Here is a 26,119-nt window from a genome sequence, read left to right as displayed (position 1 = left end):
ATGTGCGGCATAGTGGGCGCGGTTGCAGAGCGCAATATCGTTCCGATTCTCATCGAGGGCCTGAAGCGGCTGGAGTATCGCGGCTATGACTCCGCCGGCATTGCCGTCCTGAACGGCACCGACAAACTCAAACGCCTGCGCACGCAGGGCAAGGTCCGCGAACTCGAATCCGCCATTGCAGCTTCGCCCACCCATGGCCAGCTCGGCATCGCACACACGCGTTGGGCAACGCATGGCGTGCCGAGCGAACGCAATGCGCATCCGCACATTTCCCGGGACGGCATCGCGCTGGTGCACAACGGCATCATCGAAAATCATGCCGAGCTGCGCGCCGAGCTTATCGCCGCGGGATACGAATTCAGCTCCGAGACCGACACGGAAGTCATCGCACATCGCATCCACTACCACCTGGGCCGCGTCGGCGATCTCTTCAAAGCCGTGCGCGCAACGGTTGCCGAACTCGAAGGCGCCTATGCGCTTGCGGTCGTGAGTGAAGCCGATCCGGACCGCCTGATTCTCGCCCGCGAGGGTTGCCCGGTGGTCATCGGCGTCGGTGTCGCCGAGAATTTCGTTGCCTCCGACGTTGCTGCGCTGCTGCCGGTGACGCGCCGGTTCATGTTCCTCGAAGAAGGCGATGTTGCCGAGGTGCGCCGCACCGCCATCAAGGTACTGGACGTCGAGGGCAATTCCGTCGAACGCGAAATCCGCGAGAGCGAGTTGTCCGCGGATGCAGCTGAGAAGGGCCAGTACCGGCACTTCATGCTCAAGGAAATCCACGAGCAGCCGCGCGCGGTGTCGAACACGCTGCTCGAGCGCGTCGCCAACGGCCGGTTGCTGGAAGCGGCCTTCGGGCCCGCCGCAACGGAAATCCTGAGGCGCACCGAGCACGTGCGCATCGTCGCCTGCGGCACCAGCTACCACGCGGGTGCCGTGGCGCGCTATTACCTCGAACAGATCTGCCGTTTGCCGTGCACGGTCGAGATCGCCAGCGAGTACCGCTACCGCAATGCCGTCGTGCCGAAGAACTCGCTGTTCGTGACCATCTCGCAATCGGGCGAAACCGCCGATACGCTGGCGGCGCTGCGCCTTGCCAAGGAGGCGGGCTACCTCGCCTCGCTCGCCATCTGCAACGCACCCGAGAGCTCCCTGGTCCGCGAATCAGACCTCGTGATGCTGACCCGGGCGGGCCCGGAAATCGGCGTCGCCTCGACCAAGGCGTTCACTACCCAGCTAACCGCGCTCGGCATGCTGGTGGTGGCGCTCGCCAAGCATCACGGCGCGGATGCCGAACGCGAACGCGGCCTCGTTACGCGACTGGTTGAATTGCCCGGTCTCATCGAAAAAACCCTGGCACTCGATCCGGTCATACACAAGCTCGCCGAGCGATTTGCCGAAAAACACCATGCCCTGTTCCTCGGTCGCGGCGCGCTCTATCCCGTGGCACTCGAAGGCGCGCTCAAACTCAAGGAAATTTCCTATATTCATGCCGAAGCCTATCCGGCGGGTGAGTTGAAACACGGGCCGCTGGCACTCGTCGACGCGGACATGCCCGTCATCACCGTCGCGCCGAACAACGATCTGCTCGAGAAACTCAAATCGAACCTCATGGAAGTGCGTGCCCGCGGCGGCGAACTGATCGTATTCGCGGATCCGGAGTCCGGCTTCGAAGAGAGCGATGGCGTTACCGTGATCGAAATGCCGCGCCACATCAGTTACTTCCAGGCGCCCTGCGTCTACACGATTCCGCTGCAGTTGCTCGCCTATCATGTCGCCGTGCTGAAGGGCACTGACGTCGACCAGCCGCGCAATCTTGCCAAGAGCGTCACCGTCGAATAGCGTCACCGGATCCGCACGGCTAACATTGCGTTCCATTCACGCGAGGAGTGAGTGATGACCGCAAGGGCCAGCCAATTCGACGGGTGGATCAGAACCGACTTCGTCGCCCTCAATACGGAACTGGAGGAGCTCTACTTCGCGCTCGATGATCGCGAGGACATCGAGTCGGTGGGCACCGATCTCAAGCGCCGATTGGTCGATGCGGGACGAAATCACATCGTAGCGTTGCTGGCAGAAGGCAACACCGACGAGGGCTTCGAGGCGAATTTCAACCTGATGGGCAATATCGGGTTGTACATGGCGGCTTGCCGGCGCCATCTCATCACCGAACCAACGCGCGAGACGCGCTCGCCGCTCATCGAGGCCTCGGCGCTCGCCATGCAGGTCGGCGCATCGATCGGCATGGTGCCACGTTTCGTCTCCTCGCACCTCGAAACGCACAACTTTGCGATCAACGGAGTTTTCAAGACCTTCACATCGCTGCGCGACGAGCAATTGTTCATCGCCTATAACACCCGGGCGGCACTTGCCTACATCCGGGCGGCCGAGTCGTTGCTGCACGTCCTGCCGCTTGGCGTGTCGCATCCGGTCACGGCCGATCTGCTCATCGCCGCTCGCGATGCGCTCGAGGATGTCTATCGCTCCAACGACAAGCTGTTCGATGAACTCGACATGGAGCGCTTCTTTCACTGTGTGCGCACCTACTACAAGCCGCATCGTGTCGGTCTGCACGAGTATCGCGGCGCCAATGCCGGCGATTTCGCGGGCATCAATGTCATCGACCTGCTGCTCGGCGTTTGCCGCGCGGACGAAGCGTTCTATTCGCAATTGCTTATCGACAAGTTCCTGTTCATGCGCCCCGAGGATCAGCTGGTGCTGCGCGACTGCATGCGCCGCAAGAGCCTCCTCGACAGCCTGCTCGAATACGCAGGTACGGACACGGCGAGCGAGTGGTACCAGAGGAACACGCGACTTTTCCTCGAGGTCTGCGCGGCCCATGGCAAGGCTGCGTTGCAGCACCATGAGAAACTGGTCAGGAAATTCATCGAGGATCCGGCACTCAACAAGGGTCTCGCGAACCAGAAAGACATGACCGCGAGCGGTCCGCCTTTGCCGGTGTTGCTGAAATCACTCCGCAAACTCGCAGACCTTCGTGCCGCGACGGATCGTAGCGACATCCCAAGCCGATACGCGGACCTCGAGCGATTGCGTACAAGCATTGGTTGCGACCTGGCGGCTGGAAGTGTGCGCGGATGACGCCGTCTGGCCTCGTGCGCTGTCTGGCCGTTGTCCTGCTGACGGCCATCCAGACCGCTGTTGCGGCATCGCTGGTGGTCACGCTGCCACAAGGTCAGTTGCGCGGCGCCGTCCGTGGGTCGACCCGGGTGTTTTACAACATTCCATTTGCAGCGCCACCAGTCGGCGAATTGCGTTGGCGCGCGCCGAAATCCGCGCCGAACTGGCCCGGTATCCGCGACGCGACCGCGCCGGGCGCGGCATGTGCGCAGCAACTCGTGCGCGGCGCCGAGCGATTCCCGCGAGGCACCTCTGAAGATTGCCTCTACCTCAATGTGTTCACGCCTGCCACGGCCAAGCGCGGCACGGCGCTGCCGGTGATGGTGTGGATCCACGGCGGCAGCTTTCGCTGGGGCAGCGCGATGGACCCGGCCTTCGACGGCGCTGCGCTCGCGCGTGCCGGCGTGGTCCTGGTAGCGATCAACTACCGCCTCGATCGCTTCGGACGCTTCGCACATCCCGCGCTCTACCCATCGCAGGGCGATGAGGCACGCGGCAACTACGCGTTGCTGGACCAGGTTGCCGCTCTACAGTGGGTCCGACAGAACATCGCGGATTTCGGTGGCGATGCCGAGCGGGTAACGATTTTCGGTTGCTCTGCAGGCGGCGTGTCGGTGGACTTTCTGATGGCAGCGCCGGGCGCGCGCGGACTTTTCCAGCGCGCCATCGCGCAGAGCGGATCGGTCGTGCCGGAAGGGGAGCGGCGCATCGACCGCAAGGTCGGTCGTTTCGATTCGCTCCTGCAGGACGGCCGGGAATTCGCCGCGCATTTCGGGATCGCCGAAGACCGGGACACGGCCGCAAAACTGCGTGCCTTGACCGCGGACGAGGTCATCTCCTACCCGCGGAAGGATTTCTCCATGCAGCCCGTGGTCGACGGCAGGTTGATCGTCGATGATCCCGCGCGAGTCTTTGCGCGCGGCGAACAGGCACCTGTGCCATTCATGTCGGGCGCTGCGAGCTTCGAGGCAAGTCTCATCCAGGCTTTCAATCTGCCCCTTGTGGCCATTCTGGCAGGTATCCCGCGTGGCGAAGCGGAAGCGGCCTACCGGATTGCCGATGAGAAGCATTTCAAGGACGTCTTCTTCGGAGACAACCTGTTTCTCTCCTCGGCGTATTTCCTGACATCGCAGATGGCTCGCACTGGCCAACGCGGCTATCTCTACGAATACACATACATCAACGAGGCGCAGCGTGGCAGCAATCCAGGCGCCTATCATTGTTCCGAGACGCCGCGGATCTTTGGCACCGAGTGGCGCGGCGAGACGGCAAGCGTTGCCGATCGTCGCATGGGGGATCAACTGCGCGCGATATGGGTGCAGTTCGCCAAAAGCGGCCAACCCGGCCTGGCAGGCGCAGCGAAATGGCCCGCCCATCGTCTCGAGCGGCCGGTGCTGATGCAGTTGGATACGAAGGCGCGCCGCCTGGATGACCCTTATCCCAGCCGCATGCAGCTGCAAATGCGCCGCTATGCCGACCTGCTGGCGACAGGGAACAGGTAGGCGACGGCGGCGCGGTACTAGCGTGTCAGATCGAGCTGACGCTCGACGCCGGGTAGATCGCTGATGTTGCAGGACCATGGCAACGCGGAACGCAACCACAGTTGCGAACTCGGGCGCAACGCCTTGCGCTGATTGACCGTGCCGACACGCAGCCCGAAGAACTGGCGGTCATCGCCGGGCGTGCAGGCGTAGATGTTCGTACCGCAAACGGGGCAGAAGCTGCGCGAGCGCAAGCGACCGCTGTCCGCGATCTTTTCAAAGTGCCTGAGCTCGCCGCTCAGCAGGCGAAAACTGTCCGCTCGCGCGCCGACCACCACCCGCCAGGCGCTGCCGGAGTGGTTCTGGCAGTCGCTGCAGTGGCAGATGAGCACCTTGGCGGGGTCGATTTCGGCCTCATAGGTCACCGATCCGCAAAGGCAACGGCCGTCGATTCTCATGGCATCACTCCAGGGCAGGGTTGCAGGCCGAATATAGCCTTGAAAAACAATAAATTACGAGAGATCCGACCTGCGACATCTCGGTCGCCACGGGTCGCTCGGAGCGCGATTTCCCGCAGCAGCTGCCGCCTGCCGTCAACTCTGCTAGCCTACCCGCTTTTCGCGGCGGCTCTAAGGAGGCCACATGGTTGACGCTAAATCCACGGACGGCAAGCCGGTGGATAATCCTTTCGCGCAGTACCACGTCGTCAAGAAGGGCGACACGCTGTCGAAGATTGCCGAACACTACTATGGCGACATGATGCTGTACCCGAAAATCTTCGATGCCAATCGTGACATTCTCTCCGACCCGAACAGGATCAAGCCGGGTCAGAAACTCAGAATTCCTTAAACACCGCTAACAGGGGATCGAACATGCTCAAGAAAACCGCGTGGCTTGCGGCGTTCACGGCCGCTCTGCTCATCGGCGCCTGCGCAAGTCAGAAAGAACCCGCCACCAAGGCCGTGGCCGGTGTCGAGGCGGCTCTCGCTGCCGTCCAGGACGAAGCCAACAAGTACGTTCCGGACCAGGTGGCAGGCGTCAACGACACCATCACCAAGCTCAAGGACTCGCTCGCAAAAGGCGAGTACGCGAAGGTGCTGCAGGCCGCGCCGGCGGCCACGTCGGCTATCGATGGCCTGAAGAATGCCATCGCTGCCAAGAAAGCCGAGCTCGAGGCGACCTGGACCGACTACTCGAGCAACCTGCCGATGATGGTCGATGCCATCAAGAGCCGCGTTGATATCCTGTCGCAGTCGCGCCGGCTGCCGGCCAATATCAGCAAGGAATCCTTCGATACCGCCAAGGCCGGGCTCGAGATGATCAATTCGAAGTGGGCCGACGCCAGCGCTGCTGCGGGATCGGGCGATTTCACTGCCGCCATCGATGGCGCCAAAGCCGTCAAGGCCAAGGGCGAGGAAGTCATGTCGCTGCTTGGTTTGAGTTCCGCAGGCTAATCGCGAATAACAACCGTCATTCGATCACGACCCCGGCCTGCGCCGGGGTCTTTTTTTGTTGCTGTCATTCGCCCTGGCGGGACGCGCCAGCAGGTCGTAGTCATCGGCGGCGGTCACTTCGACGTTGGCGAATTCGCCAACCGGCAGCCTCGCACCACCCACGATGCGAACGATGCCGTCGATTTCCGGCGCATCGCCGCGGCTTCGTGCCAATGCGTCATCGCCTTCATGTGCATCGACCAGTACCTCGATGCGCTCGCCAATGTGCCGGGCGAGGCGCGCGCGACTGATTCGTTGCGCCGTCTGCATGAAAAGCGCATATCGCTCCTCGACCACGTCCGCATCGACCTGCGCCCCAAGCGCATTGGCGGCTGCACCATCGACCGGCGAGTAGCGGAAGCAGCCCACGCGATCGAGTTGCGCGGCTTCGAGCCACTGCAGGAGTTCTTCGAATTCGGCATCCGTCTCGCCCGGAAAGCCAACGATGAAACTGCTGCGCAAGCTGAGCTGCGGGCAAACCGACCGCCAGTCGGCGATGCGCCGCAGCGTGTCCTCGGAATGGGCCGGACGTCGCATACGTTTCAGTACCGCAGGGCTGCCGTGCTGAAACGGAATGTCCAGGTAGGGAAGGATGCGCCCGGCGGACATCAGCGGCAAAAGCTCATCGACATGCGGGTATGGATACACATAGTGCAGTCGTATCCAGACGCCAAGCTCGCCCAGCGCCTTCGCGAGATCGACGATCCGGCTGTCGTAATTCCGGTCGCGCCAGCGGCCCTGGGCGTACCGGATATCCGCGCCATAGGCACTCGTGTCCTGCGAGATGACGAGCAGCTCGCGCACGCCGGCGGCGATGAGTGTCTCGGCTTCGCTCATGACGTCGTCGATTCGTCGGCTGGTGAGGCGCCCGCGCAGGGCAGGGATAATGCAGAAGCTGCAGCGGTTGTTGCAGCCTTCCGAAATCTTCAGGTAAGCGTAATGTCTCGGCGTAAGCCTGAGACCCTGCGGCGGTACCAGGTCGGTGTAGGGATCGTGCGGCATGGGTAGATGCCGGTCGACCGCTGCGGTCACTTCATCATAGGCGTGCGGTCCGGTGATCTCGAGGACCGCAGGGAATTGCTCACGTATGCGCTTTGCATTGGCACCGAGGCATCCCGTGACAATCACGCGTCCGCTTTCGTTCAACGCTTCGTCGATGGCTTGCAACGATTCTTCTATCGCCGAATCGATGAAACCGCAGGTATTGACGACAACCAGATCCGCCTGCGAATAATCCGGAGCGAGCGCGTAGCCACGCTGGCGCAGGTTCGTCATGATGCGTTCCGAATCGACCAGGGCCTTGGGACATCCAAGGCTGACGAATCCAACGCTGGGCGCTCGCTGTGGCATGGCGCGCATGGTAGCGGGACCCTCGTGCGGGCGCACCAGTGACTGTCCGCTCATTGGACCGAAGCACCGCACACACTAACGGTCATGGGGTGGGCTCCGCCTAGACTGCCCGTCACGGGGGTCGAGTCGAACTAGGCGGGTCTGATGCAAACGATGGAAGTCACCTTGCTGGGAGCCGGCATAGCCGGATTGAGTGCCGCGCTCGGCTTGCAGCGCGCCGGATTCAAGGTTCGTATTTATGAGCAGGCGCCCGAGCTTGGCGAGGTCGGCGCCGGCTTGTCGCTGAGCCCAACCGCCGCCCATGCCCTGACCTATCTCGGCCTGAAGCCCATGCTCGAGGAAAAGGCCTACAAGCCCGATGACCAGGCCGTGCGCCACTACAAGGACGGCCGGGTACTGCAGCGGGTGAATCGCGGCAAGGCGCTGCTCGATGCCTACGGCGAGCGTTACTATGTTATTCATCGTGCCGACCTGCACGGTGCGCTAGCCGAAGCCGTGCGCGCCAACGATCCCGAGGCTATTCTCGTCAATCGGCGTTGCGTTTCGGTCACACAACGCGGGCGCATCGTCGAAGTCGGATTCGCCGATGGCGAGACGATCAATGCCGATGTTCTCATCGGCGCCGATGGCTCGCGCTCGGTCGTGCGCACTTGTCTTTTCGGCGAAAGCTCGCCCGTGTATACAGGCTATATCGCCTGGCGCGGCCTCGTGCCCATGGATCGCGTTCCGCCGGACATACTCGATCCGCCCTCGGGCTTGTTCATCGGACCGCGCCACATGGTCAATCGCTACCCGGTACGCAACGGGACGCTCCTCAACTTCGTTGCATTTGCCGAGCGCGAGGCCTGGACGGCCGAAGGCTGGTCAATTCATTCGACGGTCGCAGAACTCCTGCGCGAATTCGAAGGCTGGCATTCCGATGTACTAACTTTCATGGCGGCCACACCGCCGGATCAGTTGTTCAAATGGGGCATGTTCGATCACGAGCCCTTCGAGCACTGGTACCGTGGCCGCGTGGGACTTCTGGGCGATGCCGCGCATCCGATTCTGCCATTCCTCGGCCACGGCGCCGTGCTTGGCATCGAAGATGGCGTGGTCCTGGCGCGCGCCTTCCAGGCGGCCGAGTCACCCGAAGAAGCGCTGCAGCGTTTCCAGGACGCGCGCATCGAACGGGCGTCGCATGTGGTCCGTGAGTCGCGCAAGGCGGGCAAGGAATTTCACGCCGCGGACCCGGAATCCTACCCGGAGCGCGCGCGCAACCGGGCGGCCGACGAAGGCCGCGGACTGTTCGCCTACAATCCGGTCACCCAGCCGGTTTGAGCGCAGTCACGATGAGTTCCGTGCGCCGGTTGCGCGCACGACCATCGGCATCATCGTTCGAGGCGATGGGCTGACTCGAGCCCAGTCCTGCCGCGCTCATGCGCGAAGCAGCGATACCGCGCTCGACCAGCGCCTGCATGACGGCGTTGGCACGTTGTTCGGACAGCCGCTGGTTTGCGGATTCGTTGCCGCTCGCGTCGGTGTGGCCGTTGAGCGATAGTTCCACGTCGCCGAAACGATCGAGTATCCGCGCGACATCATCGAGTGTTGCAGCGGATCCGGCCTGCAGGACCGCCGTGCCACTATCGAAATTGAGTCCCGCTAGAACGAAGCTGCGCCCGGCTTCACTCGACGGATCCGCGAGATATTGCCCCAGCTCGAAGGCAACTGAATCGGCAGGCATGCCAGCGGTCAGGTCGCTGATGTCCACCGCCTGGGTTGTCGACAGCTCGTCGGCGGGCGGGACAATCGTTTCCTCCTGGGGCGCAGGTTGCGCGGGTGCTTCGATCCCGGGCGCGGGCGCCGGTTCGACCGCAGGCGCCGGCACCTGTGAGAATTTGCGCAGGACAAGGAATAGCGCGAATGCAATGAGCGGCACAATGATCCAGGGCCAGATGGCGCGCCGGTCCACGGCCGATGCAGCCGTGGTCGCAGCCTGCGCTTCGGTTGCGCCGGCACCCTGACCGAGCGCGGCGGCGAGGCCGGGAGGGGATATGCGCGGCAGCATAGCGGCAAGCCCGCCGATGATGCCCGCAATGCCGCTTGCGCCAAGATTCGAGGCGCGAACTTCGCGGCCGAGCGCCGACAGCACGACGGGAATGATCAGCGACAGCAACTTGCTGCCACCTTGCCGGCCAAGTCCGGCGAAGCCGCCGAGAAATTCCGTCACTGCGTCGGAACGGGCGCCGAAGATGTTGTCGGTCAGCGCCTTGCCGTCATCCATGAGCTGCGTGGTTTGGCGACCGCCGGACAGTGCTCCGCCAAGATTGTCGAGCAGGCTGCCGTCGAATCCACCATTGCGCAGCAGATCCGACAGGGCAGCCGCGCCGCTCGAGCCGGCGAACTTGCTGACCAGTCCGCCGAGCACCGCGGGCAACGCCGCTTCAGTTGCGCTGCGGCCCGTGCTCGTCGCGTCGCTACCGATGGTGGTAGCCAATGCGCCGACGACCTGATCGCTCAGCTGTGCTTTGACGGCATCGAAAATGTTCATGGGCCAGCTTCCGCCGGACGGCGACCCGTTGCGCCGAGTGAAGCCTAACCGTGGGGCCCACGCACCGCAACAGAATGCTTGGGGTGCTTGGGCAGACCCGGCGCATCCTTATATAGTGCCGGGCCATGAAACTGGCCCACGGCATTCTCGGTATCGCCGGTAGTGCGCTCGCAGTACTCGCGATCGTTTCGCTTGTACTGGCCGCTTACCTGGCCAGGCAATCCCTGTATCTGACACCCGACGTCATCGAGGGCCGGGGCGAGGTCGTTGGTTATCGAGAGAGTCGCGCCAGCGATGGCCGCAACCTGTTCACACCGCGCGTGCGTTTCACGACGGGCAACGGTTCGATTCACGAATTCGAAGGGCAGCTGACCTTGCCCGGTCAGCCTTACGCCATCGGTTCGACAGTGCGTGTGCGGTATCTGGCATCGACGCCGCAGGTTGCGCGGCTCGGCGAATTCGCAGCGGCCGCGCTCGGGGTCACCGTTGCGACCGTACTCGGTGTGTTGTGCGCGCTGGCAGCCTGGTTGCTGCGGCGCGCCCCTACTCGATGAGTTTCGAGACGATGGCTGACAGTACCCCTTCGCTGTTGCCGCCTATCGCAGTCAGCGCGAAATAGTGCCGGCCAGGCGCCAGTCCGTCGATCTGGTAGCGCGTCAGTCCCGGATTGTCGAGACGGACCAGCACGCGAAGTTGCGATGGCGCGTTGCCTTGATAGACGTAGTAACCCCGAAGGTTGGTCAGCGCTGATCCGTCGGTATTGGTGGTCGGGGGTTGCCAGCTAAGCGTCGCGGATCCCGTGCCGGCGCCGGGGAGATTGTTGGTGGTCGGTGCGCCGCCGGTAGCTGGCGTTGTCGTCGTCGGTGTGGCCGAAGGTGTCTTTGTAGGCGTGGTCGGCGCGACCGGCTGCGCCGGATGGGTGGCGTAGATCGTGTTGTCGCCCGGCAAGCGCTTGGTGACGCGAGCGTTCGTCGTACTGTCGCCGCCACCTCCGCAAGCGTTGAGCGTAAGTACACACAGCGCCACCGCTGTGAGGCGTGAACAGTACAATGTGAAACCCCAAGGATCGTTGTAGGTACCGCAACGGCATGGAGCAAATTGCGTGCCAGCGCGCAACTTCCGCCGACATGGCCTTTTCCGCGGGATTTTCGCTGTGCGGATTTGCCGACATGTGCGTCAATGCCGACATCCCAGAGAGGGTTTCGCGCAGGTGCTTGATGGACAACGTTTTGTTTTGTCGCCAAGCTGCTACGAAATACGTGACGAAAAAATGACTGAATTCGATCGCGACTATTACCGCAAGCGTTACTTCGATCCGCGCAGCGCGGTAACCTCCGGCGCCGAGATGCGCGCGCGCGCCCGTTTCATCGCCGCCTGGGCAGATCACGCGGGTTTGCCGGTGCGGCGCATTCTCGATGCCGGTTGCGGAATCGGGCTCATGCGCAAGCCCCTGTTGCGCGCGTTGCCAAGAGCCGACTACACCGGCCTCGAATACAGCGCTTATCTTTGCGAACGCTATGGCTGGCAGCGCGGTTCCATCGCCAGCTATCGCAATGCGCGCCCTTTCGAATTGACGATCTGCTACGACGTGCTCCAGTACCTCGGTGAGCGCGATGCGTCTCGCGCACTTGCCAATCTCGCGCGCCTGACCCGCGGCGCGCTCTACTTCAGCGCGCTCACCCGCGAGGACTGGCGCCACAACTGCGACCGCAGCCGCACCGATGGCGATGTGAATCTGCGCCCCGCGTCCTGGTATCGCAGCCGGCTCGAGCGAAACTTTCGCGAAGTGGGCATGGGGCTGTGGCTGCGCCGTGGCGCGCCGATCACTCTGTGGGCGCTGGAATAGACTGCCTGGCGGGCGCCAGCGTGAATGCTGCGAAGGCGAGGAGCGAGGCCGCAACGGCTGGAAAAATCTCGTGCAGCCATTTCGCCCATGGACTCGTTCCCCAGGCAATCAGCACGGCAACCCCGGCCACATAGGATGCGACTACGGCCCTGCCGTTGCCACGCCGCGAATACAGGCCGAACAGCATGGCCGGAAAGAAGCAGGCCGCGAAGAGGCTTCCCGACCAGGTTGTCAGGCGCACGATACTGGCCGGTGGTTGCCAGGCGATGACTGCGGTGATCACGGCAAATCCGATGACGGCCGCGCGCGTCGCGCCGATCATGCGTCCATCGCTCCAGTGGCTACGACCCGCGCTGGCAAGGAGATCGCGGCAAAACGTGGTTGCAGTCACCAGCAGGACGCTGTCCAGCGATGACATGGCGGCGGCGATCAGGGCCACCAGCAGGAAACCCGCGACCGGCGCGCTGTAGATGCCGCTTGCGAGCAGCGCCGGTATCACCCGATCGGTGTCGTGCAACCCGCTCTCGGGCAGCAACAGCCGGCCGAACAGACCGAGTGGCAACAACAAGCCAAATGCAATCAGGAACCCCGCGGTCGAGATCCACATGCCGATGCGAATGTCGCGCCCTGGTGCGATTCCGAATAGTCGCGACAATTGCCGTGGGTCTACCAGGAACTTGATGGCACCGGCGATGAAAATGCCGAACATGACCGGGGCCGGCACCGGGCCGCCCAGGGTGAACAGCTGCTCACCACCTTCGCGTCCGCGAAGCTCCGCGAGTGCGGCAACGCCTCCAGCGGCTTCCGCGGCGCCGTTGAACATGACCGCCGCGGCGATGATGACGATGATGCCCTGCACGACGTCCGTGCGAACGACGGAGACGAAGCCGCCCACAGCGGTATAGAGCATGGTCACGAGCAGCATGCCGAGTAACGCGCTGGTGTAGGGGATGTCGAAGAAAAATTCGATCGCAGTGCCGATCCCCTTGTAGATCGCCGTCATGTAAAGCACGCTCGCGATCACGATCACGATAGCCGCAACGTAGCGCGCGGATTCACTGCCATAGCGCAGGCCGATGAAATCCGCGACGGTGACGGCGCCGAGCTCATCGGTCATGCGCCGCAATCGCTCGGCGAGCAACAACCAGGCAATCAGCGAAAAGCCCACGAAGAACACGGTGAACAGCAACCACCAGGGCCCGTAGCTATAGCTCTGGCCGGCGAGTCCGATGAAGGTATTGGTACTGAGATAGGTCGCGAAGAAGGACATGCCGATGGCAAAGCCGCTCATCCGACGGCCGCCCACATAGTAATCGCCAACGCTGTGTGATCGTCGCCAGCCCGCGATGCCGTGCCAGAAGATGATCAGCGCATAGAACGACAGCAGTGCCACCGCGCTCCAGTGTTGTTGCCACCAGCTCAATGCGGTCCCGGCGCGCGCAGGCGCACGGCAATGGCAACGAGCAGCAGCAACGCCTGGTAGCCGCCGGCGATGACAAACGGCGCCCAGGGTCCCCAGGCATCGAAAAGCCTGCCGCCGATGGCCGTGAACAGCAGGATGCCTGCGGCGCCGCAGATGCTGCTGCCGGAGATCACCGTGGCCCGCTCACGCGGCGGCGCCTCCTGGCCGATCAGTGCCATCGAGGCCTTCACCACGAAGCCGGTGCCGAGTGTGAGCAGTATCAGCAGCGGAGTCATTTGCATGTCGATGGGCGAGCTGAGCCAGCGCATGCCGAGATAACCGGCCGACGCTATCGCCAGCGCGACGATCATGGCGGTGACTCGATTGACGCGATCGATGAACCAGCCGAACAAGGGCGCCGAAATGAGCGACACGAAATACATGATGAGCACCATGGTGGCAAACGCAGCCATGGCGCGGCCCGCACCGATGCCACTGTCGCGACCCGCATGCACGGCCCAGAGCCCCAGGAACATGCCCTTGATGACGACATCCGAGCGCGCGATGAAGGCGCCGGCATAGGCGAGCGCAATGCGCGGATTGCGAAGCGCGCGCGCCGCCGTTGCTGCGAGTTCGCTGGCGTCCGGTCGCTGGCCCGCGCCGGGCGGCCGTCCGGCCATCAAGCCGCGTGCAGCGATGATGGCCATCGCGAGGCACAGCCCCGCGACCACGAGGTACATGAGCGTACCGCTGTCGACACCGGAATAGCCGTGCTGGGACAGCCACGCCGGCAAGCGGCCGATGGCGCCAGCGACGAACATGGTGCCGAGCGTATTCATCACCGCGGTGAAGCCGATCAGCTTGCCGCGCGAGCGATCTAGCGGGTAGTCGTTGACCAGGGTCGCGAGCATGCCCGCGGTCGCCGCGGCTCCCACGGCGTATACGAGGCGAAAGGCGAGCAACTGATCGAGCGAGGTCGCAAACGGGTAGAGCGCCCAACCTGCCGCGAGGCAGAGCATGCCGAAGACGAAAACCGGCCGACGCCCGATGCGATCGGCGAGCATGCCAAAAGGCAGGAACAACGCGAGACCGACGACCTCGGTCCAGAATGCGAGGTCGCCCGATACCCGGCCCTGGATGGCGCGCGGCACATGCAGATGCTCGCTCAGGATGTAGCTCTGCAGGATCGCCATGCCGCTGAGTGCGCCGATCGTAATGAACGATGCCGCGAGCTTGGTCGCGACATGGCGCGGAGCCACGCCGGGCGCAAGCGCAATGGGTCCGAAACGCGCGCCGGCCTGACCGGTCATTGGCGAGTCCGGCTAGCTGCCGGGTTGCCAGTCGCTGTGTATGGCGAGGCGCATCATCAGACGCTCGCCGGTGTAGTCGGAATTGGGGCTGTGCTGCACTGCGCGATTGTCCCAGAGCATCAGCGACTTGTTGCGATAGCGGAACCGGCAACAGTAAATGTCGCGCACTGAATGTCGCTTCAGCATCTCGAGCAGGGCCTGGCTCTCGCTGTGGTGCAGGCCCTTGATGGCCGTCGTCCAGGCCTGGTTGAGATAGAGCATCTTGCGGCCAGTTTCCGGATGCTTGCAGACGAGCGGATGCTCCATCTGCGGAAATTTCTCGCGCATCGCGGTCAGGATCCCGAGTGCGCGCGCCGTCGCGGTGGAATGATGGCCGGAGTTCAGGCCATATTGCAGCACGTCGTGGATGGCGATCTTGTCATCCAGAAAAGCCCTCATCGGTTCCGACAGGCCGTCGTAGGAGAGATAGTTGCTGGCAAAGAGCGTGTCGCCGCCGGCCTGCGGCACGTTGAGTCCATAGAGCATGGCGCCGAGGCTCGGATTCTTCTGGTAGGTGTGGTCGGCGTGCCAACCGAGATTCTGCGTCGAAAGCTGCTTCGCGTCCTTCGGCGCGCCTTTGAGGTAATAGACACCAGGAACATCGGCCTTGTGCGGCAGGAAGGGTTCTTCCTCGAGTTTGCCGAAGCGCTTGCCGAACGCGGCGAATTGTTCCTGCGTCAGTTCCTGGTCGTGGAACATCAGCGCCTGGTAATCGAGGAAGGCCTTGTGGATGACGGCAAATTCCTCGTTGTCCAGCTCGCCAAGATCGACGTTGAAGATTTCCGCGCCCAGTGCGCCGGTAAGCGGGCGAACCTCGATGCGCTGGCTCGCGCTCGCTTTCATTGCGGCACTCGACATGGCGTGCTCCTTGAGACAGTTGCTGCCCGGTTGAATCGGCGTTATTTCGTGCGCGGCCCCACGCCGAGCGAGGTGATGTCCATGACATGCAACCGCAGACCCTGCATGAAGCCTTTGCCACCACCGCTGCGCGAAGTGGTCCACACCATCTTGCGACCATCGGGCGAGATCGACGGGAAACCGTCGAATCCGGGGTCAAAGGTTAGTCGCTTCGGCACATCGGCTTCACCCGCCTGCATATCGCTCATGAATACTTCCCAGTTGTTGCCATCGACGATGCGCACATAGACGAAGTGGCGGCCGTCGGGCGCCGGATAGGGTGCCCAGTTCATGTCATGGGTGAAGGTGCGCGGTGTGAGTCCGCTGCCGTCGCGCTTGATGGTGAAGATGGTCATCGGCGTCGGCCGCTGGCCGTATTCGCTCGCCTTCCAGGCGCGGAAGATGATGGTCTCGCTGTCGGGCAGGAAATAGGGCGCGCCCTCCTGCCAGTCGTCCGTGAAGGTGAGCTGCTTCTCATCGGTTCCATCCGATCGCATGAGCCACAGATCCATGTTGCCCTTGATCTGCCGGCCGAACACGATCCACTTGCCGTCGGGCGATACCGTGACTTCGGCTTCGTAGTATTCGTTGTTGGTCAGGCGGCGTACGTGGCCACCTTTCAGGTCCGACGTGTAGAGCTCCGAGCCCTGCGGGTAGCGACGCCAGTCGGACCAGCTGCCGATGTCCATGTCGAGGCGATCCTTGATGGACGTCCAGATGAGTTTCTTCCCGTCGGGAAAAAAGTACGAGCAGGCATCCCAGCCATGGTCGTTGACGAGCACGATGTCCGTGCCGTCATCCTTGAAGGTCTGGGTAAGAAAACCGGCGCTCCCGCGGGCGCTCTTGATGGCTTTGTCGCTCTGCACCTGGGCGATGAGGTGCTGGCTGTCTGGACCGTAATAGGCTTCCGCCGCTTCCGGCATGTTCGGAATTTCCCACGATGGCAGTTCGCCTTCAGCCGTGAATTGCTTCGCGCCCGCAGGAACTGCGAGCGGCGCCGGCGTGGACTCGGCGGCTGGTTGTGTCTCCATGCCGCTGCAGCCCGCAAGGCTCGCAAGGACCCAAACGGTACACAATGAGAATGACTCGCAGCTTCGCCTCGGCATGGTGTTATCCCCCAACGTCAGATGTTGCTTTTTTATCAGCAAGCAGCTGGCAATGGCAGTCCGGGGACGAGATTCTGTCAACGTCGCCACGCCGTGGTTGCGACGCAGACAAACAGGGCGCCAATGCTGGCACTTTGCCTGGACCGGATGTAATGTTGTAAGACTTGCCCAACAAGACTCCATTAAAGAGGTAGGCCTTTATGAACAGCAGGGGGATTTTTCGTTGCTTGTTCGCAACAGTGCCCGCAGTGGCGGCGCTTGTGGCGACGCCTGCGGGGGCGCAGTCAAGCCAGGACCAGCTCGACCGTCTGACCGAAATCGTCGTGACGGCCCGGCGCGTCGAGGAAAAACTCATCGACGTGCCAGCGGCCTTGACCGCCATTGGTACGGCGGAGATCGAAGCGCGTGGCATTGCGAACCTCGATGACATCGCTGCCGCGACGCCCGGCCTGCAATTCTCCAACGTCATCGGCGAGTTCCTGCCGGCGCCGGTGATACGCGGCGTAGCGCCCATCGACATTCTTGCGGAACTTAACACAGCGGTGTTCGTCGATGGTGTCTATGTCTCCGGACGCGAGGGCATCAACTTCAATTTCCTCGACCTCGAGCGCATCGAGGTCCTGAAGGGGCCACAAGCAGCGGCCTATGGACGAAATGCTTTCAGCGGCGCCATCAACTACGTGACCAAGCGCCCGAGCGAGCAGTTCGAGGGCAAGGCCAACTTCACGGTTGGCAATCGCGGCAAGCGCAGCATGGGCGTTTCGTTCAGCGGACCGCTTACATCGACCCTTCGTGGCAGGGTCGCGCTGCTTGCCGACGACTGGGATGGCTCCTACGACAACCAGAACCCAAACGGTGCTGATCTCGGCGGTGCCAAGTTCAAGACCGCCCAGGGCATGCTGGTCTTTGCGCCGAGCGAAACCTTCGAGGGCGAACTTTCGTTGTACCTGTCGGATGACCAGATCGACAATTCGGCGTTGTCCGCCGTTGCAGCGAATTGCGAAAACCGGCGCGATGCCGTGCCGACCCTCTCCAGCCGCTTGCTCAACTACTGTGGCGAGCTGCCGACGGTGAATTCCGACAGCCTGAATGCTGTAACCGGTGCAACCGGCGAAGATCGTGATCTCATTCGTTCGCACCTCAAGTTGCATTGGAACATCGGCGCGCATTCATTGGATGCCCTGACCGGCTACTCGAAGCTCGACCAGTCGTTCTTCGTCGACGGTTCGCGCAATTCGGGCGAGACGACAATTTTCACCTACCAGCCGGCGCCCGCGCCGTTCAACCCAACTTTTGGGGGTACGGTCTCCGGCCCAGTTCAACAATTTACCACCGGTTTGCTGCAGATCGGTGGCGGCTCGCACACCAAGGAGCTGAGCCAGGAGCTGCGCTTCAACAGCGATCGCGAGCAGCGCTTCCGTTACTCATTGGGTGCGTACTATTACGATACCGAGTCCAAGGCCGGTGAGGATGGCGTGATCGCAACACGGCCATTGCCCGCCAATTTTGGATCATTTTGTTTGGTGTGCGTCGCGTTCCCACCAACCTTCACGACAGTTGTCGATTTTGCACCTTTCGCGGGGAATGCGACGTTTCTGGAGTGGTTCACCGACCCGGCCGGCGGGTCGCGCTATGCCGATATTTTCATCAGCAAGCAACAGGCAATCTCGGGCTTCTTTCAGACCGAGTACGATTTCGGCGACCGCTGGACGGGCGGTATCGAAGCGCGCTACACGGATGAAGAACGCCGCTCCATCAACCGCGATTCGGCCGAGGACTTCAAAGACAGCTGGGGCCTGGTGAGCTGGCGTGGGTTCGTGCGTTTCAAGCCCACGGACAACATGAGCTGGTTCGCGGCACTCGCCAGCTCTGACAAGTCCGGCGGTTTCGATTCGGCGACGGTGCAGTTCGTCAGCAATCCGGGTGTGGATGTATTTATTCCCGGATCGTTCGATCCCGAGAAGCTGGTCAGCGCCGAAATCGGCTTCAAGGGCGAGTTCAACGACGGGCGCTTCAACACCGAGATCGATGTCTACCACATGGACTGGAAGGACATCGTCATTCCGCAAGTGGTGTCGCAAGTCAACGGCCAGGACATCATCACGCCCACCGCATTCAGCGTGAACGCGGGTGATGCCACCATCAAGGGCTTCGAGTTCCAGATCGACGCCCGGCCGATCGACACCCTGCGTCTGGGTCTTGGTGTGGCCTATATCGACGCGACCTATGACCGTGCGGCGCTCACCACCTTCACGCAGTTCCCGACCTATGCGCCGACCGGCGATGTGTCCGGCAACAAGGTCCTGCGTCAGTCCGATTGGCAGGCGACAGGTACGGCGCGTTACGGCTTCGCTGTGAACGAATCGACCGACTGGTACGTGCGCGGCGATCTGGCCTATCGCGGCAAGCAGTTCGCCGATGCCTCGAACCAGACCATTGTGCCGTCCTCGCTCAATCTCAACATGTCACTGGGATTGGAGAACGAACGTTGGCAGGTCGAACTCTGGGGCCGCAATCTTACTCACGAGGATGCGCCAACAGGAGCGTTCCGCGATGTATATTTCACGAACACATTGCCGAGCGGCGCGAACTCTGGCGGCACGTTCTTCCCGTTCCGCTGGACGGTCTCGCATCCGCGCCTGACGACCTATGGCTTGACCTTCCGTCTGAAGTTCTGACGCGATGAACGATTCCCGCAAGGGAAGCCAGCGGAAATGCAATCGCGCCCGTCAGTGCCTGGCACTGGCGGGCGCGCTGCTTTTGGCCGGTCTCGCGATGGCGCGCGAGCCGGTCTACCAGATGCGTCTCGGCGATCCCGACCGGGCGCAGCGCCTGGCACCCGTGCAGCTCGATGGCATCACGGCGAGCGACAGCGGCGAGTCACTCTCGCCAGCGGGTCTCGCCCGATCGCTCGCCAACGCGCGCATTCTGTTCATAGGCGAGGAACACACTAACTTCGAGTTCCATCGCGTGCAGCTCGAAGTCATTCGCGCCTTGCACGAGGCGGGCCGCGAGGTGTTGATCGGTCTCGAGATGTTCCGCTATACCGACCAGGCGATGCTCGATCGCTGGAATGCGGGTGAAATCGCACTCGCGGATTTTCCATCGGAATCGAAATGGTACGAAGTCTGGTCGCACCAGTGGGGCTACTACCGCGACATCTTCGCCTACGCCCGCGACCAGCACATTCCGATGTATGGCATCAATGTGCCACGCGAGGTCGTGCGCACGGTACGCGCAAAAGGATTTGCTGCGCTCGAGTCGGAAGCCCAGCAACACATGCCGCCGCACATCGACATCACCAGCGCGGATCACCGCAAGTTGTTTCGCGCTTATTTCGATGAAGACGATGCATTGCACAGCCAGATGTCGCCCGAGGCGCTCGAAGGCATGTACCAGGCGCAGACGACCTGGGACGGCGCGATGGCCTGGAATGCCATGAAGGCATTGCAGGCGCACGGCGGCAAGGATGCCATCATGGTGGTGTTCATCGGCTCGGGCCACGTGGCCTTCGGCCTCGGCTCCGTCCGCCAGATCCGGCCGCACTTCAAGGAGCGTATTGCGACGCTGATCCCGGTATGGGTGCGCGAGGAGGATGGCACGCCGGTCGCATCGGTGCGCGCGTCCTACGCGGATTACGTCTGGGGTGTGCCGCCGACCGCTGGCCCGGGACTACCGGAGCTGGGCGTGTCGCTGATGGGCAGCGTCGGCAAGGAACCGACCAAACTCATTCGCGTGGACCGCAACAGCAGCGCCGCTGCGGCGGGTCTCAAAGTGGGCGACATCCTACGCAAGCTCGGCGGCCAGACGATCGACTCGAACGCCGCGCTGCAACGCGTTTGTGCCGATTATCGCTGGGGCGAAGCCGTACCCGTCGTGATCGAACGTGGCGGTGAGACCCGGACGCTGGAGCTGGTGTTTCGTCGACCAACTCCCGCCGCACATTAAGGAGCCAGAATGAGAATGCTTTTACGCTGCATGCCCGCGGTGCTCGTCGCATGGCTGTGCGCGCAGAACCCAATGGCTGTCGCTGCCGCGATCAACACGACGGATACCTGGCCGCATATCGCCATCGACGCAACGCTCGCGCCGGCAAGTCACGAAATCACCGTGCAGGCGACCGTCACGCTGCCCGCGGCGATGGCGGGACAGCGTGTGGAATTCCTGCTCGCTGAGCCGCTCAAGATCGACTCGAGCCGACCGCGTGCCACGGCACTCGCCGCGGCAACCACCGGTGGCTTCAGCGGCATCAACGGCTCGAGTGCGGCGCTCACCCAGTCGGGCCACGCACGTCGCTATCGTCTGCAGCTGCCGAAGGGCGTAAATCAATTCACGCTGCGCTATCGCGGGGTCATCAACTATCCGCTGACCACGCCCGAGCAGGAATACGCCCGCGGCTTCAGCGAAACCGCCGGCCAGATCGGCGAGCAGGGCGTTTATCTCGCCGGCAGCACGCTGTGGTATCCCTACCTCGGCGAGCAGTTGTTCACATTTGACCTGAAGACAGCGGTACCGGATGGCTGGCAGCTGATCAGCCCGGGCAACGGCACGTCGCGCGATGCCGAGGGCCGTGCGCACTGGAGCGCCGAGCTACCCATCGATGAGCTGCACCTGGTCGGTGGTCCGCTGACGCGCTACAGCCGCGCCGCCGGCAACGTCGAGGCACTGGTGTACCTGACAAAGCCCGACAACGCGCTCGCCAACAAATACCTCGAAGCAACGGCACAGTACCTCGAGATGTACCGCCAGCTCATCGGGCCCTATCCCTACGGCAAGTTTGCGCTGGTGGAGAATTACTGGGAGACGGGCTATGGCATGCCGTCGTTCACGCTGCTCGGCCCCCAGATCATACGTTTCCCGTTTATCCTGACTTCGTCCTATCCGCACGAGATCCTGCACAACTGGTGGGGCAATTCGGTCTTCGTCGACTACGGCAGCGGCAACTGGTGCGAAGGCCTCACCGCCTATCTGGCGGATCACCTCATCAAGGAGCAACAAGGCCAGGGCGCGGAATACCGGCGCGACACGCTCAAGCGCTACCGGGACTTCGTGGGCAGCGCGCGCGACTTTCCGCTGACCGAGTTTCGGTCGCGTCACAGTCCGGCGACCGAGGCGGTCGGCTATGGCAAGGCCCTGATGCTCTTTCACATGCTGCGTCGCCAGCAGGGCGATGACGCCTACCGCCGCGGACTTGCGCGCTTTTATCGCGAGAAGAAAGGACAGCGCGCGAGTTTCGATGACCTGCGTGCGGCGCATGAGGCGGATGCCGCATTCTTCGAGCAGTGGGTGACGCGCACCGGCGCGCCACAGCTGTCGCTCGAAGTGGCGCCGACGCGGCGCAATGCCGACGGCACGCATCGCGTCTATGGACATGTGCACCAGTTGCAGGAAGCCGAGCCCTATGTACTCGATGTTCTGATCCGGATCCACACCGCCTCTGGCGTGCGCGATGAAGTGCTGCACATGGACGGGCGCGATGCCGTGTTCGAATACGCAACCGATGCTGCGCCGCTCCTGGTCGAGCTCGATCCCGAGTTCGACCTGTTCCGCGCACTCGATGCGCGCGAAACCGCGCCTTCGGTGGGCATGATTTTCGGTGAATCGGCCATCACCGCCATATTACCCGCCGATGCGAGCGCGGCGGAACTCGGCGCCTGGCGCGAGATGCTGAAATTCTGGCAGGGCCCGGAGCACTCGATCACGGTGGTGAACGATGATTCGCTGCAACAATTGCCCACCGATCGCTCGGTGTGGATCATCGGCCGGAGCAATCGCTTCGCAGCGCCGCTCCTTGCGCCCGATCCCGCCATCGGGCTCGACAGCGATGCGGGCGGCGTGAGTGCGGCGGGCCAGCGTATCGCCTTCGAGGGCCATTCGGCCGTGATCGTGCGGCGACACCCCGCCGATCCCACCCATGCCATCGGATTCATACATACCGCATCGCCGGCGGCGAGTGCCGCGGTTGCACGGAAGCTCCCGCACTATGGCAAGTATTCCTATCTTGGTTTCGCCGGGGATGCAGGTGATAACAAGGTAAAGGGTGATTGGCCGGCGGTGGATTCACCGCTGCGGGTCGATCTGCGCGGCGATACATCGCAAGCGGTGCCGGCGTTGCCTGCGAGCGCTCGGCGCAAGGCGTTGATCGAGTTGCCCGCGGTGTTCGATGCCGCGGCGATGAAGGCGGATGTCGAATGGCTCGCCGATCCGGCACGCGAAGGACGCGGCCCCGGCAGTGCGGGCCTTCGAGCCGCCGGTGATTTCGTCGCCGCGCGGATGAAATCGATGGGTCTGCAACCAGGTGGTGTCGATGGCGGCTATTTCCAGCCCTTTGATGTCGCTGCGCGCGAAGGCGCCAAGGGCTTCAGTACCCGCAACGTGATCGGCGTGCTGCCGGGGAGCAATCCGGCGTTCGCTGGCCAGTGGGTGCTGCTGTCGGCGCATTACGATCACCTGGGTACCTCGGGCCCGGGCGTGCGGGTGAACGAACTCGGCCGCGTGCATCCGGGTGCGGATGACAACGCCAGCGGCGTTGCGGTGATGCTCGAACTCGCGCGAAACCTTGCCGCGGGTGGTCCGTTGCCGCGCACCATCGTGTTCGCGGGTTTCTCTGCCGAGGAATGGAAACTCGTCGGTTCGCACTACTATGCGGATCATCCGACACCCTTGCCGATGTCGGGTCTTCGTGCCGTGGTCAATCTTGACACGGTCGGGCGGCTTGGCGACCAGGCGATCAAGGCGCTCGCCACAGGAACCGCGAGCGAATGGGTGCATGTCTTTCGTGGCGTTGGTTTTACGACCGGCATCAAGATCGAAAGCATCCCGGGAGCCGCCGAATCGTCGGACCAGATGAGCTTCATCGAGAAGGGCATCCCGGGGGTGCAGCTGTTTACGTCCGCGCATCTCGATTACCACCGGCCGACCGATACGGCGGACAAGATCGATTCGGCCGGCATGGTCAAGGTTGCAACGGTTGCGAAGGAGACGATTGTCTATCTGGCCGAGCGCATCGAACCGCTCACGGTGACGATCGATGGCGCGGCATCGGCCGGTGCCGGGCGCACCGCGAGTGAGGGCGGCGCGGCTGGCGGGGGCGGGGCGAGCAGCAGTCCGCGGCGCGTGAGCTTTGGATTCGTTCCGGATTATGCATTCCAGGGTCGCGGCGTGCGGGCGGAGTCGATCGTGCCGGGCTCGCCCGCAGATCGTGCGGGCCTGAAGTCGGGTGATGTGTTGCTGCAGATCGATACGACGCGAATCGAATCGCTGCGCGGTTTTGCCGATGCCTTGCGACCGCTGCAGCCGGGAACCCGGGTAACCGCTCGCATCGAGCGCGGCGGGGCGCCACGGACCGTGCAAGTCGAGCTGACCGAACGCTGATCCCGCGCCGGTCCCCAGCCCAGGCGTCGCCGCTTGCCAGCCCGGGTGCGGGCAGCGCAAGCTGTGCCGTCCATAACAATACGAGAACGGGGGATCACATCATGATTACGGCGTTGTATGCCGGCCTGCTCGGCCTGCTGGCTATTGTCCTCGGCGCGAAAGCCGGAGGACTGCGTGGCAAGTTGGATATTTCCATCGGTGATGGCGGCAACAAGGAGCTGTTGCTTGCCATGCGTCGCCACGCCAATTTCGCGGAGTGGGTACCGATTGCGCTGATACTGATCGTGCTGATGGAAATGCGCGGCGTCGACACGCGCTGGGTCCACGGCCTGGGCGCTGGGCTCGTGGTCGCAAGAGTCTGCCACGCACTGGGGCTGAAAGCCGATTCAATGAAGAGCTATCTCCGGCTGGTTGGCGCGGGTGGCACGGCACTGATCATCGCGATCGCCTCGGTCTGGTCCATATTCAGCTACTTCCAGATTTGATCCTGTCGGACACGCCGCTGCGAGGCTTCGAACTGCGTCGCGGCGGCGTCAGTCCTGCTGCATCGGAGATCGAGCAGCTGCGCCGATTGATCGTGGAATATGCCGGATGGCTCAACGAGGATCTCGGATTCCAGGGGCTCGAGCAGGAGCTGGCGACGCTGCCCGGCAAGTACGCGGAGCCCGCGGGTGCTTTCCTGATTGCCTATCCGCGCCACGGCGAGCCCGATGGCGAGCAGGCTGCGGCGGGTTGTGTCGCCATGCGGCCGCTCGAAGCGGGCGTGTGCGAGATGAAGCGACTGTGGGTGCGCCAGAGTGCGCGGCAGAATGGACTCGGGCGCGCATTGTCGCTGGAGATCATGGCGATCGCACGCACGGCCGGCCATCGGACCATGCGCCTCGATACGCTTGCGCACATGACGCCGGCGCTTCGGCTGTACGAAGGGCTCGGCTTTCGGCGCATTGCCGCGTACTACCCGAACCCGCTGCGCGATGCGGTCTATCTGGAGTGCCCGCTCGATAGGCGGTGAGTGGACCGCCGTCCTCGACGCGAAGCGGCAGGTGATCAAGCGGGCTCGCGACACCGGCGGCGGAGGATTTGAGGATGTGGGTGTAGATCATGGTCGTGCTGACATCCGCGTGGCCCAGTAGTTGCTGCACGCGTCGGATGTCGACACCGGCATCGAGCAAATGGGTAGCAAAGGAGTGCCGCAAGGTGTGCGCGGATACTTTTTTGTCGATGTTTGCCGCCCGTGCCGCACGCGACAGCGCGCGACCGACCGTCTGCTCGTACTGGTGATGTCGACGCAGCTGTCTGGTCCGCGGATCGACCGACAACGTGGGCGAAGGAAAAAGCCAGTGCCAGGAGAAGCTGACAGGCGCGCGTGGATACTTGCGCGCCAGCGCCTCGGGCAGTTCGACGCCGGGGACACTCGCTTCGCGGTCGAGGTGCCAGAGATGGCGCGAGCGAGAAATCGCGCTGCGCAGCAACGACTCCGACAACTTGGGCAACATGACGACGCGGTCCTTGCCGCCCTTGCCCTGGCGAACAATCAGAACGCGCCGGTCGAAGTCGAGGTCCTTGATGCGAAGCAACAGACACTCGCGCAACCGCAGGCCGGCGCCATACAGAAGCTGCGCGATGCAGAGGAAATGCGGGTCCACATGACGCAGGAGGTTGATTATCTCCTCGCGCGACAGCACCACCGGCAGATACGCGCGCCGTTTGGGCCGACCGATCTCATCGAGCCAGGGCAGGTCGACATCGAGCACCTCCCGATAGAGAAAGAGCAGCGCCGACAACGCCTGGCTGTGCGTTGACGGCGCAACTTTGGCTTCGACCGCGAGGTGCGTGAGAAAAGACTCGACGTCGGCCGCGTGCAAATCGCGCGGGTGCTTGAGCCCGTGGAACCTGACGAAGCGCCGTGCCCAGAAAACATAGGCCTGCTCGGTGCGGTAGCTGTAGTGCTTGTAACGCACGCGCTCGCGCAACTGATCGAGCAGACGTGTGGAGCGCAACGATGGGCGGGCGCCTGTTTTCACGAAACCAATATAACTGTATATGCATACAGCTACAACCGCCTTTTGGCCGCAAATCAGGCCGGTTGCAGTACGTACTCAACTGGTGTTATCCGGCGCCGTGCTAGTGTTACAAGGCATGGACCGCACATCTACAAC

Annotated in this window: 21 protein-coding genes and 1 pseudogene; 13 read left to right on the top strand and 9 right to left on the bottom strand. The window is 63.0% G+C overall.

The window, feature by feature from the left end:
* The 3 genes from glmS to R3E77_00100 are packed head-to-tail and all read left to right on the top strand — an operon-like array spanning position 1 to position 4,634.
* On the top strand, positions 1-1,836 hold the full coding sequence (gene glmS, locus R3E77_00110) for a glutamine--fructose-6-phosphate transaminase (isomerizing) (protein MEZ5497805.1): 1,836 nt from the start codon (positions 1-3) through the stop codon (positions 1,834-1,836).
* 54 nt (positions 1,837-1,890) lie between these two features.
* Positions 1,891-3,093, top strand: a complete 1,203-nt coding sequence (locus R3E77_00105) for a DUF1864 family protein (protein ID MEZ5497804.1) — start codon at positions 1,891-1,893, stop codon at positions 3,091-3,093.
* Positions 3,090-4,634 (top strand): carboxylesterase family protein, encoded by a 1,545-nt coding sequence (locus R3E77_00100; GenBank protein ID MEZ5497803.1) that lies wholly within the window; start codon positions 3,090-3,092, stop codon positions 4,632-4,634. The genes R3E77_00105 and R3E77_00100 overlap by 4 nt, the downstream gene beginning before the upstream one ends.
* Before the next feature lie 17 nt (positions 4,635-4,651).
* On the opposite strand, the gene R3E77_00095 is transcribed toward R3E77_00100, so the two are convergent.
* Entirely contained in the window at positions 4,652-5,071 is a 420-nt protein-coding gene (locus R3E77_00095) for a GFA family protein (GenBank protein ID MEZ5497802.1), read from the bottom strand.
* Positions 5,072-5,255: 184 nt separating this feature from the next.
* On the opposite strand from R3E77_00095, the gene R3E77_00090 reads away from it, so the two are divergent.
* Positions 5,256-5,462 carry a LysM peptidoglycan-binding domain-containing protein gene (locus tag R3E77_00090; protein ID MEZ5497801.1) on the top strand — a complete coding sequence of 69 codons (207 nt, stop codon included), beginning with the start codon at positions 5,256-5,258 and terminating at the stop codon, positions 5,460-5,462.
* Positions 5,463-5,485: 23 nt separating this feature from the next.
* Positions 5,486-6,067, top strand: a complete 582-nt coding sequence (locus R3E77_00085) for a hypothetical protein (GenBank protein ID MEZ5497800.1) — start codon at positions 5,486-5,488, stop codon at positions 6,065-6,067.
* Positions 6,068-6,091: 24 nt separating this feature from the next.
* Here R3E77_00085 and rimO read toward each other — a convergent pair whose 3' ends face one another.
* Positions 6,092-7,510 carry a 30S ribosomal protein S12 methylthiotransferase RimO gene (gene rimO / locus R3E77_00080; GenBank protein ID MEZ5497799.1) on the bottom strand — a complete coding sequence of 473 codons (1,419 nt, stop codon included), beginning with the start codon at positions 7,508-7,510 and terminating at the stop codon, positions 6,092-6,094.
* Between the two features lie 90 nt (positions 7,511-7,600).
* On the opposite strand from rimO, the gene R3E77_00075 reads away from it, so the two are divergent.
* Positions 7,601-8,776, top strand: coding sequence for an FAD-dependent monooxygenase (locus R3E77_00075; GenBank protein ID MEZ5497798.1), 1,176 nt, complete (start codon positions 7,601-7,603; stop codon positions 8,774-8,776).
* Here R3E77_00075 and R3E77_00070 read toward each other — a convergent pair.
* The gene (locus R3E77_00070) at positions 8,760-9,986 is read right to left on the bottom strand and encodes a DUF937 domain-containing protein (GenBank protein ID MEZ5497797.1); all 1,227 of its coding nucleotides are present in this window, start codon (positions 9,984-9,986) and stop codon (positions 8,760-8,762) included. The genes R3E77_00075 and R3E77_00070 overlap by 17 nt on opposite strands.
* A gap of 125 nt (positions 9,987-10,111) precedes the next feature.
* On the opposite strand from R3E77_00070, the gene R3E77_00065 reads away from it, so the two are divergent.
* The gene (locus tag R3E77_00065; protein ID MEZ5497796.1) at positions 10,112-10,540 is read left to right on the top strand and encodes a DUF3592 domain-containing protein; all 429 of its coding nucleotides are present in this window, start codon (positions 10,112-10,114) and stop codon (positions 10,538-10,540) included.
* Here the strand turns inward: R3E77_00065 and R3E77_00060 are convergent.
* Entirely contained in the window at positions 10,530-11,036 is a 507-nt protein-coding gene (locus R3E77_00060; protein MEZ5497795.1) for a fibronectin type III domain-containing protein, read from the bottom strand. The two genes, R3E77_00065 and R3E77_00060, sit on opposite strands and share 11 nt — an antisense overlap.
* Positions 11,037-11,256: 220 nt before the next feature.
* On the opposite strand from R3E77_00060, the gene R3E77_00055 reads away from it, so the two are divergent.
* Complete coding sequence (locus R3E77_00055; protein ID MEZ5497794.1) at positions 11,257-11,832, top strand: class I SAM-dependent methyltransferase; 576 nt, start codon at positions 11,257-11,259, stop codon at positions 11,830-11,832.
* Here the strand turns inward: R3E77_00055 and R3E77_00050 are convergent.
* Genes R3E77_00050 through R3E77_00035 form a run of 4 tightly spaced genes read right to left on the bottom strand, consistent with a single transcriptional unit; the run spans position 11,810 to position 16,586 of the window.
* A complete protein-coding gene (locus R3E77_00050) occupies positions 11,810-13,225 on the bottom strand; it encodes a hypothetical protein (GenBank protein ID MEZ5497793.1) in 1,416 nt (471 codons plus the stop codon). The genes R3E77_00055 and R3E77_00050 overlap by 23 nt on opposite strands.
* Before the next feature lie 26 nt (positions 13,226-13,251).
* A complete protein-coding gene (locus R3E77_00045; protein MEZ5497792.1) occupies positions 13,252-14,544 on the bottom strand; it encodes an MFS transporter in 1,293 nt (430 codons plus the stop codon).
* Between the two features lie 12 nt (positions 14,545-14,556).
* Positions 14,557-15,441, bottom strand: a complete 885-nt coding sequence (locus tag R3E77_00040) for a TauD/TfdA family dioxygenase (protein MEZ5497791.1) — start codon at positions 15,439-15,441, stop codon at positions 14,557-14,559.
* Between the two features lie 41 nt (positions 15,442-15,482).
* Positions 15,483-16,586 (bottom strand): hypothetical protein, encoded by a 1,104-nt coding sequence (locus tag R3E77_00035; GenBank protein ID MEZ5497790.1) that lies wholly within the window; start codon positions 16,584-16,586, stop codon positions 15,483-15,485.
* A gap of 248 nt (positions 16,587-16,834) precedes the next feature.
* Between R3E77_00035 and R3E77_00030 the strand changes: the two genes are divergently transcribed.
* The 5 genes from R3E77_00030 (at position 16,835) to R3E77_00010 (ending at position 24,972) form a co-directional block, all read left to right on the top strand.
* Positions 16,835-19,264, top strand: coding sequence for a TonB-dependent receptor (locus tag R3E77_00030; protein MEZ5497789.1), 2,430 nt, complete (start codon positions 16,835-16,837; stop codon positions 19,262-19,264).
* Between the two features lie 4 nt (positions 19,265-19,268).
* Positions 19,269-20,534, top strand: a complete 1,266-nt coding sequence (locus tag R3E77_00025) for a ChaN family lipoprotein (GenBank protein MEZ5497788.1) — start codon at positions 19,269-19,271, stop codon at positions 20,532-20,534.
* Between the two features lie 9 nt (positions 20,535-20,543).
* The gene (locus R3E77_00020; protein MEZ5497787.1) at positions 20,544-23,960 is read left to right on the top strand and encodes a M20/M25/M40 family metallo-hydrolase; all 3,417 of its coding nucleotides are present in this window, start codon (positions 20,544-20,546) and stop codon (positions 23,958-23,960) included.
* A gap of 101 nt (positions 23,961-24,061) precedes the next feature.
* The gene (locus R3E77_00015; protein ID MEZ5497786.1) at positions 24,062-24,445 is read left to right on the top strand and encodes an MAPEG family protein; all 384 of its coding nucleotides are present in this window, start codon (positions 24,062-24,064) and stop codon (positions 24,443-24,445) included.
* Positions 24,442-24,972: a GNAT family N-acetyltransferase gene (locus tag R3E77_00010; GenBank protein ID MEZ5497785.1), complete on the top strand. Its 531-nt coding sequence runs from the start codon at positions 24,442-24,444 to the stop codon at positions 24,970-24,972. Before R3E77_00015 ends, R3E77_00010 begins: the two co-directional genes overlap by 4 nt.
* Before the next feature lie 25 nt (positions 24,973-24,997).
* On the opposite strand, the pseudogene R3E77_00005 reads toward R3E77_00010, so the two are convergent.
* Positions 24,998-25,984: pseudogene (locus R3E77_00005) on the bottom strand (integron integrase).
* Positions 25,985-26,119 lie beyond the last annotated feature (135 nt).

The sequence above is a fragment of the Steroidobacteraceae bacterium genome (assembly GCA_041395505.1).
Taxonomy (GTDB): domain Bacteria; phylum Pseudomonadota; class Gammaproteobacteria; order Steroidobacterales; family Steroidobacteraceae; genus JAWLAG01.
This window is presented reverse-complemented; position numbering and strand designations above follow the sequence as displayed.